Source organism: Pirellulales bacterium (assembly GCA_035533075.1).
GTDB lineage: Bacteria > Planctomycetota > Planctomycetia > Pirellulales > JAICIG01 > DASSFG01.
Genome location: DATLUO010000280.1, coordinates 13,111 through 28,647, shown reverse-complemented (window position 1 = coordinate 28,647; position 15,537 = coordinate 13,111). Strand labels below are relative to the sequence as shown.

Genomic DNA, 15,537 nt, shown 5'->3' with positions numbered 1-15,537 from the left:
CGAAGCGTCAGCGAGGAAATGTCGTGATTCTGCCTCGCTGACGCTTCGGGTTAGTGTCTCTTTGCACACGAGCAACACACTATTAGGGCACCACCCTGAGGCCCGGCACGTGTGGTGTTCTCTGGGGCGTAATGAGAAAATGCGATTGTTGCCCATTCTGTAGTAAAGGAGTCGCCATGCGTCGTTTTCACTTCTCGCTCCGCGGGTTGTTTGGCGTCGTCTCTTTCGCGGCGGTCAGTTGCGGCTTGATGGTTTACGCGACGGCATGGTTCTCCCTGCTGACCTTCACAGCCGTGCTCTTCATGCTGATCACCGCAGCCACGGCGGCGATTTTTTGTTCCGGCGCGCGACGTGCCTATTGGGGCGGCTTCGCGGCGTTCGGCTTTGCATATCTCTGGGCAACCTGCGGGCAATGGCAATCGCCGGATGGTTCTGCGCCATTACGAGACCGCCTGGTCACCAGCGAGTTGCTCGATCGATGCCACCAGATGCTGCCAACGACGGTCATGTATGCGACGCCGGCCGCTGCGCCTTGGCCCTCCGGCTCGACAACTTATACTTATAGCGCCGCGCCGCCCGGCACGATGCCGGGCACACCAGGGCCGATGGGCGCAGAAGCCTTCATCATGCCAACCGTCGATCAAGCTCTTTTCATCACGACTGGTCACGCGCTGTTCGCCCTCGTATTTGCCGTACTGGGGGGCGTGATCGCGAAGCGGTGTTACCTCAGTTCGTCTTGATTTGCAGAGGTTGGGCGTACCGGACTAGGCTAATGTTATGACAAGAACCGCCACCGACAAACTGGCCGCGACGGTCGTCGAGGTTATGGATCTCGGCGAACTCTTTCCGGCCTCTGTTCTTAAAGGACGAATTGGCCTCGACGTTCGCATCGAACGCGGATCGCTCGGCACCGGAAAACGCGTGCGGCTGCACGGCCTCGGTTCCGAGGAAGAGGTCGAGATCCTCGGTATTGAGATGCTGAGTAACCCTCGCGACCCGAATGTCGTTCGCATCCTCTGTTCCAGACCCACGATGCTACCGCTGCCAAGCGGGAAAGTGCAGGGGTGGATGATCGCGGAGGAGTAGCACCTGCACCTTGCATTTGGCCGACTCCGGCCGTCGCGACTAAATGCCCGACGGTGGCGACTCGATCGCCAGCGGCAATTCGCCCAGCACCGGCAATTCCCCAGCGCTCCGCGAGGCGGGCGCAGGCTGCGGGCAACCGAGCAATTCGACGGGCAGGTAGCGGATGGCCCACCACGCACTCGCGCAGCCTAGACCGCCCAGCGCCACCACAACGCTGAAAGCCTCCTCATAACCCCATCGCTCGCCGGCCGCCTGGTAGATGTGGCCTCCCAGCCAGGTCGTGATGGCGGAGCTGATGTTGCAGGTGGCCATGAACAGGGCGAACAGCGTGCCCGCCGCCTCGATCGGACAGGCCCGCGCGGCCAAGTCGACGATGATCATGCTGGCCGTCATATAAGCGAAGCCGGTCAGCACGCTGATCAGCACGGCGGAGGTCCGGCCGGCCAGGTTCCAGTATCCCCAGGTGCTGGCCACGCCCAAAATCACGGCCGCATACACCAATCGCCGCATCGGCACGCGCCGGCAGTAGAACCCGTACGACACGCACGCGGCCAGCGAACCCATGGCGATCAGCGACATCGTATCGCCATAGAACTCCTCGCTGAACCCCATGCCGTCGGTCATGTGCAGATAGAGAACGGCCTGGCAGCAGGGATTGAAATGCCAGAGAAAGACGAACGCCATGACCGCCCGCACTTGCGGCGACCTCATCGCCGCGCCCAGCGAACCGAGCGATTTTCGCCAGTCCTCCCTGGGGCCGATGGCGGGCGTATCTTTCAGGCCCACCAGCGACAGGATAAACGTACACGACATCAGGGCGCCGCATATCACGAAACCAAGCCGCTGTTCTTGGCGCTCGCTGAGAATGCCGCCGAGCTTGCCCGTCAGGATGCTGCCGGCGTAAATCGCCGCCCACTGCACCGATTGCAGCCGGCCGGTGATGCCGCGAGGCTGGCCGGCTTCGATCATCATGGCGTCGACGACCACGTTGGCGAAGATTACGGCCACCGTTGGCACCAGCAGCCAGGAAAGCAGGCGGTTGTATTCGCCCACGGGCCACGGAGTCCACCAGGCCAGGGCGAAGAAGCCGGCCATCGCCACCAGACTGGTGAGGATCAGATAGCTTTTCCGCCGATATCTGGCCAGCGGAAAGAAGTCGGAAATGAAGCCGAACAACGGCTTCAAGCACCAGGGCGCGGCCAGGATGGCCACGAAAGTGGCAATCTGTTCGGGCGTCTCGCCCCACTCGCGCAGCAGCGACTGGTTCGGTTGCGACACCAGCCCGGTCGTCGGCTCGCTTGTCCCTTGCACGAAATAAATCGTGCCGAACAGGAGACCCAGTCGGATCGTGTCGCGCGTCTGCGAGCGCCGGCCACTAAGGCCAGATTCGTCCATCGAGCGGTTTGGTTCGGTGTCTAGCCAGGCGACGTCGGTGGTTGGGCGGCGAGAATTCCGGACAGGAAAAGTTCACCGAGCGTCTCCAGCGGTACTTCTTCCCTGAACTGGCAACCGTACAACCAACGGTCGGCGTCCTCTTTCGCTCGCCATCGTACCATGCCCGACAGGGCGACGTCGATATCAGAGGGCGGGTGGCGCAAAAAAAATCCGATCGTCTCGTCTATGGCCAAGGCCGCACCCGAGCGGAACCGGGCGCCCTGGCGCGAGAAGTCGATCAACTCGGCCGCCTGGCGCGACGATTTGCCGCTCGACTGCCACTGGATCTCGACGTCGACGGTCGCGGCGCCATCCAGTTGGTGGCGCGGCCGCCGGCCGACGAAGCTCCAGTTAGGCAAGTCCATAGAAGAGGTGCCCCCGACAACTATAGCTCAACAACGAGTGCTTTGTCAGTCGTCGATTGATTAATGACACGCGGTGGCTGGGGCAGAGCTTGGCCAGGACTGACTCGAATTGAGGACACGCTCTGCGGCCAAGCGATGCCCCGGCGGGTCACACCGGGGCATCGCTTGGCCGCAGGGCGTGTCCTGATTGTCGGGGCGGTAGCGGGCCAAGCTCTGCCCCAGCCACCGCTTTTGCTCGCGGAAAAACGTCTCATTCTTGGCCGTGTGAAGTATAGCAGAGCACGCTACCGGCCTGACTCGTTCTTGGGCGGCGCCGAGGCGGAAGCCAGAGGCTCCAGGCGGATGACGTGCGAAAGGTCGACCTTCACCGCTCGCTCATAAAGGGTCTTGCCCGGCTCGCCGGTCAGACCCACCATCGCAGTCCATTGCCCAATCATTAAGAGATCCGGGTGCCGAATGTCATAGCCGCCACCGTCTGACATGACCAAGCGGAACGGTTCGAACGGCTGCTGCCGAAGAACCTCACGAACTTCTTCCGGAGCCATAATTTGAACCCTGCGAGCATATAGGCTTTCTTGGATTATATTGCACCGCCCCAGGCACTTTCAATCCACCACCCGCCTAAACAACAGAAACGGAATGGCGGTGGCTGGGGCAGAGCCGCGCCGATTGGGGAGTTCCGCGCAAATCGCTCCGTCGCGGCGATGCCCAGGTAGCGCTACCACCGGGGCATCGCTGGCCGGCGATGCGTATTGCAAGGGCCGGATCAATCTCGGCCAGCTTCTGCCCCAGCCACCGACGATTGCGTGCAAGTAGAGCAACTTGGCGGGTGGTCGCTTTCAATAAGGTCCAATTCACTCCCCTGTCGTTTCACCCTTCCTCCGTGCGCCGTAAATCCTCGTTCGACTCGGCGGCGGCCATCTCGCCGGCTTCGGGCAGAGGCCGTTTGCGCTCCGACGCCGTGCCGGGCACAATCTGCGGACTGGGCGAGTTCTCTTCGATGATCTGACGTAGCTCGTCGGCGTCGATCACTTCGTGCTCGATCAACCGCTTCGCCAGCCCAACCAGCGCCGGCTGACGCGACTGCAAAATCCGACGCACTCGTTCGATGGCCTCCTCGGTAATTCGCTGCACTTCCTTGTCGATCTCGCGAGCGGTCTGCTCGCTGTAGCTGCGATCGCGGGGAAACTCGCCCGATCCGGCTAAGAAGGGCGACCGCGCACTTTCCCGCAAATTAATGCGGCCCAACCGGCTCATGCCATAGTCCATCACCATGCTGCGGGCGATCTCGCTGGCCCGCTCCAAGTCGTTCTGTGCGCCGGTCGAGACATCGCTGAAAATCAGCTCCTCGGCCAGCGTGCCGGCCAGCAACACCTGGATGCGGCTTTCCAGTTCCGATTGGGTCATCAAGTAGCGGTCGCCTTCCGGCCGCTGCATCATGTATCCCAGCGCGGCCAGGCCGCGAGGGATAATCGACACTTTATGCACCGGATCGGTGTTGGGCAGGCTGTAAGCCACCAAGGCATGGCCGCTTTCGTGATAGGCCACGCGCTGCTTCTCGTCTTCGTGCATCACGCGCTGCTTCTTTTCCAGGCCGGCCGTGACGCGCTCGACTCCCTCGTTGAATTCCTCCATGCCCACGGCCGTCTTCCCTTTTCGGGCGGCCAAGAGGGCCGACTCGTTCACCAGGTTGGCCAGGTCGGCGCCGACGAAGCCGGAGGTGATCGCCGCTACTTCCTTGAGCCGAATGCTGCTGTCGAGCTTGACGTTCTGCACGTGAACTTCCAGGATTTTTTCGCGGCCCTTGACGTCGGGCCGGTCGACGAGCACGTGGCGGTCGAAGCGGCCGGGGCGCAACAGGGCCGGGTCGAGCGTTTCGGGCCGGTTCGAGGCGGCCAACACGATCACGCCGCTGTTGGAGTCGAAGCCGTCCATCTCGACCAGCAGGGCGTTCAGGGTCTGCTCGCGCTCGTCGTGTCCGCCGACAAGGCTCGTGCCGCGCGTCTTGCCCAGGGCGTCGAGCTCGTCGATAAAGATGATGCAGGGGGCCTTGGCCTCGGCCTGCTGGAACATGTCGCGCACGCGGGCGGCCCCCACGCCCACGAACATCTCGACGAAGTCGCTGCCCGAAAGGCTGAAGAACGGCACGCCCGCCTCGCCGGCGATCGCCTTGGCCAACAACGTCTTGCCGGTGCCCGGCGGCCCGACCAGCAGCACGCCCTTGGGAATGCGGCCGCCCAGCACCTGATATTTTTCGGGGCTGCGGAGGAACTCGACCACTTCGCGCAGCTCGTCGACGGCTTCGTCGATGCCGGCCACGTCTTCGAACGTCACGCCGATGTCTTCCTGGGCGTACATCTTGCCGCGGCTGCGGCCGAAGGCCATCGGGCTGCCGGCGCCGCCGAACCGCCGCATCATGATGACCACAAACAACACGATCAAGGCGGCGAACATCAAGGCGGGCAAATAATCGCGCAGCGGGCTGGGGGCCGCCTTCCCGCGAACGTCGGTGAAGCCGTGGTCCTGCAACTGCTTGAGCAGCTCGCCGTTGTCGTCTTCCAGGCCCATTCGGGCGGAGCGGAAGTCGACCACCTGGGGCGCGGTCTTCGGTTCGCGAATCTCCTGCGTGACCTTGCCGGTGACCTCCGTCGGCCCGACCGTTAGTTCTTTGAGATTCGAATACCAGAGGATGCGATGGTTGTTGGTGTGCGGGTTTTCTTCGATCTCGATGTGCGGGACCGCGGCCGTGTCTTTGGCCTTGGCCGTGGCGTCTTTCAGATCGCTCGTTTGCGGATTTCCCAGCTTGATGAGCCGGAGCAGTTCGAGGTAAGGAATGTCGGCTTCGTTGCCCCGGTGCAACACCATCACAATCAGCATCGCGCCGATGGCCAGGGCCAGCAGATAGCCGATGACATTGGTGCCGACCGGCGCGCTCTTTTTTTCGGGAGACTTTTTTTCGGGCGGCTTGCGGCCGTTTTCGTTCTTGTTTTCCATTGACGGTTCGTAATCGATTAGCTGATTGAAACAGATGAGAGATGAGGGATAAGGGATGAGAGATGGCCGTCGGCCATCGTTATACCTCACGCGGCCGGAAGTGAGGTCCTGGGTCCCGAAGTCGTCTCTGTAGGGAACGCCCTCCGTGGCGTTCCGCGGCCCACCAATGGACTTTACACCGGCGAGGCTGCGGAACGCCACGGAGGGCGTTCCCTACAGAAGCGGCGGCTCGGGCCTCACTTTCGGCCGCGCGACGTATAATCCCTCATCCCTCATCTCTCATCCCTCATCTCCCTGACATAGTATGCCCTAGACTAGCAAAGGTACAACGCCGCGGCGGGCGACGGCCCACGGGCCGATTCTTCGCTTGTCGGCGAGCGGCCGGCAGGCTTACAATGCGGCTGGCCGGTCGGAACCCCAAGTTGCATCAGTAATTAACGCCAGGAACCCACGGCCATGAGCAGCGTTTCGCCTTCCGCCGAAATCATACCGGCCCAGGCCAGCCCTTTCCCGTTTTTCAGCCCTGTGCCCAAGCCCCACGTCACCCGTGTCGCTGTTCTCGGCTCGACTGGCAGCATCGGCAAAAGCACGCTGGAAGTCATCGGCGCCTCAAGCGGCAAACTGGCCGCCACGGCCCTTTCGGCCCATGCCAGCCTGGCGGAGTTGGCCCGGCAGGCGACCGAGGTGCGGCCGCGCTGGTTGATCGCCACCGATGCCGCCGCGGCAAAGGCGCATCCCTGGCCCCCGCTGCCCGGCGGCGTAGAATTGCTTGTCGGCCCGGAGGGACTGGAGCGGGCCGTCACCTCCTCGGAGGTCGATGTGGTGGTTTCGGCCATCGTCGGCAGTGCCGGTCTGCGGGGAACGTGGGCCGCCCTGGAAGCCGGCAAGACCATCGCCCTGGCCAATAAAGAGACGCTGGTCATGGCCGGGCCGCTGGTCACGGAGTTGGCCCGCCAACGCAAAACAGCGATCCTGCCGGTCGATAGCGAGCATAGCGCCGTTTTTCAGGCCCTGCAGGCCGGCCGGCGGAGCGAGCTGCGGCGGATCGTGCTCACGGCCAGCGGAGGCCCGTTCCGCAACTACACTCCCGAACAATTGGCGAAGGTCACGGTCGACGACGCTCTGGCCCATCCGACGTGGAAGATGGGGCCGAAGATCACGGTCGACTCGGCCACGTTGATGAACAAGGCGTTGGAGATCATCGAGGCCCGTTGGCTGTTCGATCTCGACGCCGACCAGATTGCGGTGGTGATCCACCCGCAGTCGATCGTCCACTCGATGGTCGAGTGGGTCGATGGCTCGGTGATCGCCCAGCTTAGCCCGCCCGACATGAAACTGCCCATTCAATATGCGTTGACCTATCCTGAGCGGCAGCCGGGCGTGGCGGCCAAGTTCGATTGGACGCGGTCGTGCCGGCTGGAGTTCGAGCCGGCCGACGCCGAGCGTTACCCGGCCTTGGGGCTGGGCATGGAGGCGGCACGCCGCGGCGGCACCACCGGGGCGGTGCTGAACGCGGCCAACGAAGCGGCCGTGGCCGGCTTTCTCAAAGGCAAGTTGAAGTTCACTCAAATCGTGCCGCTGGTAAAAAGCGTGCTCGAACATCATCATTTCGATCCGTCCCCGTCGCTCGACCGGTTGCTCGTGCTCGACGGCTGGGCGCGCCAGGAGGTTGTGCGTTGCATTGGTACTTGATCGGGGGCATCGACTGGTTCCTGAAGCCGGAAAACTGGCCCATCATTTTGCAGGTGGCCGTCGGCATCGGCATGGTGATTTTCGTGCATGAACTGGGCCACTTCGCGGTGGCCAAGGCGTGCGGCGTGAAGTGCGAGAAGTTCTATCTCGGCTTCGACATCGGCGGCTGGAAGCTGTTCAAATACAAATGGGGCGAGACCGAGTATGGCGTCGGCGTGCTGCCGTTGGGCGGCTACGTGAAGATGCTGGGCCAGGACGACAACCCCAGCAAACTGCACGAGGAGACCGAGCGCGCCAAGCTCAAGGTCGCCGAAGGCGAAGCCCCGCCGGAGGGCGAATCGGTCTTCGACCCGCGCAGCTACATGGCCAAGAGCGTTCCGCAGCGGATGGCCATCATCTCCGCCGGCGTGATTATGAACGTGATTTTCGCCTTCGTGGTGGGCGGCATCGCCTACGGCATGGGCGTGGAACAAATTGCCTGCGTGGTGGGCAAGGTTTTTCCGGGCGAGCCGGCGTGGGAGGCCGGCTTGCAGGACGGCGACGAAGTTCGGCAGATCGCCGGCGTTAAGAATCCAACGTTTCGCGATCTTCAAACCGGCGTTTCGCTGGGCGACATCGACCAGGGTGTCGATTTCGTTGTCAAGCGGCCCGGCGTCGATGAGTTGTTGAAGATCAAAGTTTTTCCGCGGCGGAGGAAACTGGTTCCCCTGATCGGCATGAGCAACGGGCACACGAACCAGCTCGTCTTGGTGCTGCCCGGAACGTTTTCGGGCCCCGTCGGTCTCAAGGCCGGCGACCGCATTGTGGCCGTCAACGACAGGGCGGTTCAGGAAGGGTGGCAGCTCGACCAGGCTCTGGCAAATGGCGATAGAAAGCTGACGTTTACGGTCGAGCGGGCGGAAAAGGATGAGGCAAAATCGGCCGATCAACCAGCGACGGTCGAACGCCTCGACGTGGAGGTTCCTCCCGTGCCGATGCGGACGTTTGGCTTGGTCATGGCCGTGGGCAAGATCGTGGCGGTGCAGGCCGGCTCGCCCGCGGAAGCGGCAGACATCCGTGCCGGCGATCTGATTAAAGAGATCGACGGCGAGGCCCCCGGCGATCCGATGCGGCTGGCGGAACGGCTTCAACAGCGCGAAGCGGCTGCCGCGAAGGTCACCATCTCACGTGGCGGGCAAACGTTGACCAAAGACGTGGTCCTGGACCGGAACGCCTTTGACAACACGATGCCCGGAGAAGATAGCCCGGTGGCGGTTCCCGCATTGGGCGTGGCAGTCGAGGTCGAGAACAAAGTCGCCGCGATTGAGGCCGACAGTCCGGCTGCCGCCGCCGGCGTGAACCCCGGCGACACGATCGAGAAGGCACGCTTACTGCCTCCCGACGAAACGATGCAAGTGGAGAAATACGGCCGCAAGAATCTGCAGCAGATCAAGGAGATCGATTTCGCTGAAGAACGAAACTGGCCGCTGGTCTTCGACGTCGTTCAACAACTACTTCCGGAGACGCGCCTGGAGCTGCAATTGACGGGCGATCGCACGATCACGCTGGAACCCAAGCTCTCCGGCGATTGGTTTAACCAAGACCGGGGCTTGCTGTTTGCGCCGGTGCTGGTCACGCAGAAGGCCGACACGCTGCCGCAGGCGGTGACGCTGGGATGGCGCGAGACGAAGTATTCGTTGTCATTGGTGTTTCGGTTTCTGCGTAAGATCATGACGGGCCAGGTATCGGTGAAAGGCATGGGCGGACCGGTGGAGATTGCCAAGCAGGCCGGCGCCACGGCCTCGGAAGGGATGTCGCCCTTCCTGCTGTTCTTGGGAATGCTGAGCGCCAACCTGGCGGTCTTGAATTTCCTGCCGATTCCCATGCTCGACGGCGGGCACATGGTGTTTTTGGCGGCCGAAGGCGTGCGCGGCAAGCCGGTCAGCGAGCAGGTGGTGGCGTACTTTCAGTTCGCCGGCCTGTTTTTCCTGGCCAGCCTGATGCTGTTTGTGTTGCTGCTCGACGTGGGCCTGATCTCGCGCGGCTAGCGTTTCGTTTTCTGGCTTCCGCGGATCGGTCGAATGACGAGGCTCTGGAGGCGGAGGCGTGACCTCACGGCCCGTTGGCCAGCTTCGCGCTTACGAGCGGTTCGACAGCTTCACGTTCAACTCGGCTTGCAGGCGACCCATAAGACTTTCCAGCTCCGGCAGCGAGAATGCTTCCAACTGTTCCATAGACATCGCGTCCTCGTGCAGTGCCGCCTGCAGGGACCGAATGAATGCTCGCCGCTCCTCCGCTCGTCCTTCCGCTCGTCCTTCGTCTCGCACCGCATTCATGTCACGCCGCATTTTGAGTCGCGATTGATAGAGCTCACGTTCGCGGTCACTCTGTGAGATCATAAGCAAGTCTCCCAATGCCCAGCGGACTTCCGGCACATTCAACGGATCGGGCAGGACGTCCGCATCCAACTGCTCTGCGTCCGAACACGTGCTTGAAAGCGTAGTCAACTTTTGGATCTGTCTGCGGTTTCATGAATGAGATGATAACGCGACTCCGCCCCAGACGCCGCGCCAGGGCACGCCGGCTCAGCGTTTCCTTTTCTTGCTGGCGGTTTGCGGCGCGGCAGCGTCGGGCGCCGCGCGGCCTTCGACAATCTCGGCATAGTGCTGAGCCGCTTGGAGTTGCGCTAGCGCGATCAGGCCCGTGGTGCCCATCTCCTCCCAGCTCAAGCGGCCGTGGTAGTGCCAGGCCAAAAGCTGCCCGCTGTCGGGCGGAACGGTGCCTTGCACCAGGTGCTCCATCAACTTTTTCATCTCCGGGGCTTGAATCCGCTTGTCGAAATCCGCCAGTTGGTAAGCCAAACCGGCGGCAGGCGCGGGTCGTGTGGTGGGCATCTCAAGGCCGAGCGAGAACAAGGGCAATTGCCGCACCTCGCCGGCCGGCAACGGAACCAGCGCAACCCCCGAATCGGCTTTCTTCTCGTCTTTCTTGGCGTCCTTCGCCTCGTCCTTCGTTTCGTCCGGCTTCTTCTCGTCTTTCGCGTCGTCGTCTTTGCCTTTCCGGCTCGTCTTGACGCCGGTCTTCCTGCCTTTTTTCTCGACGCCGGCGGTCCATCGCGGATCGATCGCCAGGGCCAGGGTTTGCGGCGTCGGAATTTTCCCGAAACCCTTCAAAGCCGGTTCGGCTGCCATGTACAACGGCACTTCGACGTTCAGCGGATTCTGCGAGAGATTGGTCAGCGTCAGCGTGGCGAGCCCCGGCGATTGCACGAGAACCTGCGCATTGACCTGCTTGCCTTCGGCGGCCTTGAACAGATCGACCTTCTGGGCCGAAGGATCGACGCCGTAGCCGCCCGATGAACGGCCTTTGCTGGCCGGCTTGCGTGGGGCCGCCTCGCCGGCGGCCGAAAACAACACTGCGACAATTGCCAACACCGACGTAATCGTGACTGGCCGCTTCATGACCGCCTCCACTGTTTCCGAGGTTTAAGACAGGAATGCCCGCCGGAAAGGCGAAAGGCACGTTCTCAGGCAGGCGCATCACCTTTGATGATAAGGGTCTAAGGCATCGCTGGCAACATGTTTATGGCGCTGTGCCGGCCTTCGCGCGCCGGTCTCTGGCGGGTCAGCCGTAAGGCCGGGGCACTGCCCTCGGCCGGCAAATCCGATATGCTGGATGGGTTAAACCGTACTGAATCCTAACTGAACACTAACACCGTGATGGTATCTCTAACCTCTCAAAGAGTCCCCCATCCCTTTACGAGGCGCCCGATGCCGAAAGAGCGCATCCTCGTTGTCGACGACGAGGAAGACCTTTTGGAGCTGATTCGTTACAACCTTTCGAAAGAAGGTTACCGGGTCAATTGCGTCGTGACGGGCGAAGACGCCATGCGCGAGGCGCGCACCAATCCGCCCGACCTGATCGTGCTCGACTTGCTGCTGCCCAGCGTCGATGGCCTGGAAGTCTGCAAGCTGCTGAAGAACGACACGCGCACCAAGCACGTGCCGATCGTAATGCTGACGGCCAAAGGCGAAGAGGCCGACATGGTGACGGGCCTGGAACTGGGGGCCGACGACTACATCACCAAGCCGTTCAGTCCGCGCGTGCTCATCGCCCGCATCAAGGCGGTGCTGCGCCGCAAACACGAGCCCGCCAGCCCCGATGCCACGATCCAGGCCCGCGAGCTGGTGATTCATCCGGGCAGGCACGAGGTGCTGGCCGCCGGAAAGCCGCTCTCGCTCACGCTCACCGAGTTTCGCCTGCTGCACTTCTTGGCGCAGCGGCCGGGCTGGGCCTTTTCGCGCAGCCAGATCGTCGATGCCGTCAAGGGCGACGATTACCCCGTCACCGAACGGTCGGTCGATGTGCAAGTGGCCGGGCTGCGCAAAAAGCTGGGAGAATTCGGCGAGTATATCGAAACGGTGCGCGGAGTCGGTTATCGGTTCAAGGAATAGACGATGCCCTCGAAGAGGCTCTTCTGGCACCTCTTTCCGCAAGTCCTCACCCTGCTGGTCGCCTCGCTGGCCTCGATCGGGCTGATCTCGCGGTTTGTGAACAGCGTCGCGGCGCGATGGCTGCTCGCCGGGCCGCTGGTGGTGGGCCTGGCGCTGGCCGTGAGTTGGCTGATTGGCCAGTCCGTCGCCCGTTCGATGCAGCGCTTGAAAGCGGCGGCGGAACGGTTCTCGTCGGGCCATCTCAGCGAGCGTCTGTGGATGCCCGACAGCCGCGAAATGGCCGAAATGGCCGACGCCTTCAACGCCATGGCCGAGAAGCTGGAGGCGTCGTACCTGTCGCTGGCCCGCCGCAACAACGAGCAAGAGGCGGTCTTGATGAGCATGGTCGAAGGCGTGTTGGCGGTCGATACCGACCAGCGGGTGATCAGCGTGAACGCCGCGGCGGCCAAGCTGCTGGGCGCCGATGCCAAAGAAATCGAGGGGCGCGGGCTGCAAGAGGTGGTCCGCAATGCCGACCTGCGGCGATTCGTCGCCAACGCACTGATCTGCAATCAGCCGGTCGAAGGCAACGTGATTCTGCGCAACGGGCGAAACCGGGTGCTGCAAGCCAACGGCACGGCGTTGCGCGATTCTTACGGCCGCGGCATCGGGGCGGTGATCGTGCTCAACGACGTGTCGCGGTTGCGGCAGCTCGAGAATCTGCGGCGCGATTTCGCGGCCAACGTTTCGCACGAGCTGCGCACGCCGATCACGTCGATCAAGGGCTTCGTCGAGACCCTGCTCGACGGCGCGCTGGCCGACCGCCACGATGCCGAGCGTTTTTTGCAAATCATCGCCAGACAGGCCGATCGCCTGAACGCCATCATCGAAGACCTGCTCAGCCTGGCGCGGATCGAAAAGGAAGCCGAGGGCGGCGACATTTCGCTCGCCGTCGGCCGCATCGACCAGGTGTTGCAAGGGGCGGTGCAAGACTGCGCCGTTCGGGCGGCCGAACGGAAGATCGACGTTTTGCTCGATTGCGGCAGCGATGTTTCAGCCCGCATGAAGCCCGATCTTTTGGAGCAAGCCGTCATCAACCTGCTCGACAACGCGATCAAGCACAGCGAGCCCGGCGGCCGGGTGTGGTTGAGCGGCTACTGCGACGCCGGCCAGGCGGTGATTGCGGTGAAGGACCAGGGCTGCGGCATCGCCGAAGAGCACCACTCGCGGTTGTTCGAGCGTTTCTACCGGGTCGACAAGGCGCGCAGCCGCAAGATGGGCGGCACGGGCCTGGGCCTGGCGATCGTCAAGCACATTGCCTTGGCCCATCGCGGCGACGTGACGGTGGAAAGCGCGCCCGGCCAGGGGAGCACGTTCTTCGTGCGCTTGCCGGCCGCGTAGGCAACGCCCACACGCCTATTGCCTAACGCTCCGTCCGTCGTCGATGGATGGATGCCAGCGCGTCAAACCGGGGCATCGCTTGGCCGCAGAGCGTATCCTCAAGCCGGGCCGGTTCTGGCCAAGCTCTGCCCCAACCACCGTCGCTGCTTTCGGGATCGATCCATCAATCGACGGCTGACAGAGCACGAGGAAGGCCATTCTCCCATTTTTTTCTCCCCGGCGGGAATTTTTCCGTCGCCGGCGGCGTCTCTTTAGTAGGCATTCGTTGCAATTCCACCACTTCATTTGAGGAGGCCATGCCCATGTGGCAAAACCAAGCGTCGCGCTGCGCGCAGATCGTCGCGTTCGTTCTCCTTGTCTCACTGCCTCTTGCGAGTTGCACCCGAAACGAGGGGCAAAAGTTCGTCGAGCCGGCGGCCATGGCGCCTGCCAAATCGCAAGTATGCGCCGCGGTCGCCGCCGACGCTCCCTCCGTATCACCGGCCGCCGAAGAAGCGCCGCTCGACGAAGGCGACGCCTTCAATATCGAATCCTACGACCGCATCGACGAAAATCCGTTCCTCAACGTCCGCCAGAACCCGCTGTCGACAATCTCGATCGACGTCGATACCGCTTCTTATGCGAACGTGCGGCGCTTTTTCAACGGCGGCTCGCTGCCGCCCAAGGACGCGGTACGCATCGAAGAGTTGGTGAACTATTTCGGCTATCATTATGCTCCGCCGACCGACGACCAGTCGTTTGCCGTTCATGCCGAAGTCGCGGGCTGCCCGTGGCAGCCCAAGCATCGCTTGTTGCGGATCGCACTCAAGGGCCGCGAGATCGACCTGCAGAACCGCCCGGCGGGCAACCTGGTGTTTCTGATCGATGTTTCCGGATCGATGGACGGTCCCGCCAAGCTGCCGCTACTGAAGAGCGCGCTGCACTTGCTGGTCGATAAGCTGGGCGAGAACGACCGCGTGGCGATGGTCGTCTATGCCGGCTCGTCGGGCCTGGTGCTGCCGTCAACGTCGGGCTTGTATAAGGAAACCATCCTGGCGGCGCTCGACGCGCTCGAGGCCGGCGGTTCGACGAACGGCGGATCGGGCATCCAATTGGCCTACAACGTCGCCCGCGAGAAGTTCATCAAGGGCGGCGCCAACCGCGTCATTCTCTGCACAGACGGCGACTTCAACGTCGGCCTCACCGACCGAGGCTCGCTCACGCGGCTGATTGAAGACGAGGCCAAGAGCGGCGTCTTCTTGAGCGTGCTCGGCTTCGGCGCCGGCAATCTCAAAGACGCCACGATGGAACAACTGGCCGACCGCGGCAACGGCAACTATGCCTATATCGACACGCTCAACGAAGCCCGCAAGGTGCTGGTCGAGCAGCTCGGCGGCACGCTGCTGACGATCGCCAAGGACGTCAAGCTGCAACTTGAGTTCAATCCGCGGCAGGTGGCCGCCTATCGGTTGATCGGCTACGAGAACCGGCTGTTGCGGGCCGAGGATTTCAACGACGACAAGAAGGATGCCGGTGAAATTGGGGCCGGACACACAGTGACCGCGCTCTACGAACTCGCGCCGGCCGGCGGCGAGGCGCTCTTGGCCGAGGTCGACGGGTTGAAATACCAGCATACCGTCGAAGCAATCGAGGCCGCCGACCGCGACGAACTGCTGACGCTCAAGCTCCGCTATAAAGAGCCTGAGGGCGAAACCAGCAAGCTGCTCGAAAGCGTCGTGAAAGACGAGAAGCGAAACTACGCTCAGGCCAGCGAAGATTTTCGCTTCGCCGCGTCGGTGGCCGGCTTTGGTCTGTTGCTGCGTGAGAGCCAATACAAAGGCAATCTCACCTTGGGCGCCGTCGTCGAATTGGCCGAAGCCAGCCGCGGTGCCGACGAGCACGGTTATCGGGCCGAGTTCATCGAGTTGGTGAAAAATGCTGCTGCGATTGGCCATGCCAGTGCCGCCTTCGGCTCAGCAGCTTCGTCTGCGCAATGAGAGGTCCTGCAAGCGGTGTAGGGTGGGACCAGCGAGCGTGCGAGCGCCGGCCCACCGTAAGCGACGTCGCTTTCCTGGAAAGAGACCTCCATCGCGCTGGAGGTCTCACCCAGCGAAACCATGTGGGGGGTGATCTCCAGCGCGCTGGTGATCCATCCCGAGAACCATGTGGGGTGA

The 15,537-nt window shown here is 62.7% G+C and carries 13 protein-coding genes; 7 read left to right on the top strand and 6 right to left on the bottom strand.

All coding sequences use genetic code 11. The features are described from left to right. Nucleotides 1-176 precede the first annotated feature (176 nt). Both VNH11_34750 and VNH11_34745 read left to right on the top strand, forming a co-directional pair. On the top strand, nucleotides 177-740 hold the full coding sequence (locus VNH11_34750) for a hypothetical protein (GenBank protein HVA51553.1): 564 nt from the start codon (nucleotides 177-179) through the stop codon (nucleotides 738-740). A 37-nt stretch (nucleotides 741-777) separates the two neighbouring features. After that, complete coding sequence (locus tag VNH11_34745) at nucleotides 778-1,086, top strand: hypothetical protein (GenBank protein ID HVA51552.1); 309 nt, start codon at nucleotides 778-780, stop codon at nucleotides 1,084-1,086. 39 nt (nucleotides 1,087-1,125) lie between these two features. On the opposite strand, the gene VNH11_34740 is transcribed toward VNH11_34745, so the two are convergent. The 4 genes from VNH11_34740 to ftsH all read right to left on the bottom strand — a co-directional run bounded on the left by VNH11_34740 (nucleotide 1,126) and on the right by ftsH (nucleotide 5,879). Next, entirely contained in the window at nucleotides 1,126-2,481 is a 1,356-nt protein-coding gene (locus tag VNH11_34740; protein HVA51551.1) for an MFS transporter, read from the bottom strand. 20 nt (nucleotides 2,482-2,501) lie between these two features. Then, nucleotides 2,502-2,885 carry a PilZ domain-containing protein gene (locus VNH11_34735; protein ID HVA51550.1) on the bottom strand — a complete coding sequence of 128 codons (384 nt, stop codon included), beginning with the start codon at nucleotides 2,883-2,885 and terminating at the stop codon, nucleotides 2,502-2,504. 284 nt (nucleotides 2,886-3,169) lie between these two features. Beyond that, on the bottom strand, nucleotides 3,170-3,322 hold the full coding sequence (locus VNH11_34730; protein HVA51549.1) for a hypothetical protein: 153 nt from the start codon (nucleotides 3,320-3,322) through the stop codon (nucleotides 3,170-3,172). A 433-nt stretch (nucleotides 3,323-3,755) separates the two neighbouring features. Further along, nucleotides 3,756-5,879, bottom strand: coding sequence for an ATP-dependent zinc metalloprotease FtsH (gene ftsH / locus VNH11_34725; GenBank protein ID HVA51548.1), 2,124 nt, complete (start codon nucleotides 5,877-5,879; stop codon nucleotides 3,756-3,758). A 456-nt stretch (nucleotides 5,880-6,335) separates the two neighbouring features. On the opposite strand from ftsH, the gene dxr reads away from it, so the two are divergent. Both dxr and VNH11_34715 read left to right on the top strand, forming a co-directional pair. Beyond that, nucleotides 6,336-7,571: a 1-deoxy-D-xylulose-5-phosphate reductoisomerase gene (gene dxr / locus VNH11_34720; protein HVA51547.1), complete on the top strand. Its 1,236-nt coding sequence runs from the start codon at nucleotides 6,336-6,338 to the stop codon at nucleotides 7,569-7,571. Next, complete coding sequence (locus VNH11_34715; GenBank protein ID HVA51546.1) at nucleotides 7,556-9,598, top strand: site-2 protease family protein; 2,043 nt, start codon at nucleotides 7,556-7,558, stop codon at nucleotides 9,596-9,598. Before dxr ends, VNH11_34715 begins: the two co-directional genes overlap by 16 nt. 90 nt (nucleotides 9,599-9,688) lie before the next feature. Here the strand turns inward: VNH11_34715 and VNH11_34710 are convergent, their stop codons facing one another. Beyond that, entirely contained in the window at nucleotides 9,689-10,018 is a 330-nt protein-coding gene (locus tag VNH11_34710) for a hypothetical protein (protein ID HVA51545.1), read from the bottom strand. A gap of 117 nt (nucleotides 10,019-10,135) precedes the next feature. Continuing rightward, nucleotides 10,136-11,011, bottom strand: a complete 876-nt coding sequence (locus VNH11_34705; protein ID HVA51544.1) for a hypothetical protein — start codon at nucleotides 11,009-11,011, stop codon at nucleotides 10,136-10,138. A 309-nt stretch (nucleotides 11,012-11,320) separates the two neighbouring features. Here VNH11_34705 and VNH11_34700 point away from each other — a divergent pair, with 309 nt between their 5' ends. The 3 genes from VNH11_34700 to VNH11_34690 all read left to right on the top strand — a co-directional run bounded on the left by VNH11_34700 (nucleotide 11,321) and on the right by VNH11_34690 (nucleotide 15,360). After that, on the top strand, nucleotides 11,321-12,004 hold the full coding sequence (locus tag VNH11_34700; GenBank protein ID HVA51543.1) for a response regulator: 684 nt from the start codon (nucleotides 11,321-11,323) through the stop codon (nucleotides 12,002-12,004). A gap of 3 nt (nucleotides 12,005-12,007) precedes the next feature. Continuing rightward, on the top strand, nucleotides 12,008-13,384 hold the full coding sequence (locus VNH11_34695) for an ATP-binding protein (protein HVA51542.1): 1,377 nt from the start codon (nucleotides 12,008-12,010) through the stop codon (nucleotides 13,382-13,384). 302 nt (nucleotides 13,385-13,686) lie between these two features. Next, nucleotides 13,687-15,360, top strand: coding sequence for a VWA domain-containing protein (locus VNH11_34690; protein ID HVA51541.1), 1,674 nt, complete (start codon nucleotides 13,687-13,689; stop codon nucleotides 15,358-15,360). Nucleotides 15,361-15,537: the final 177 nt, after the last annotated feature.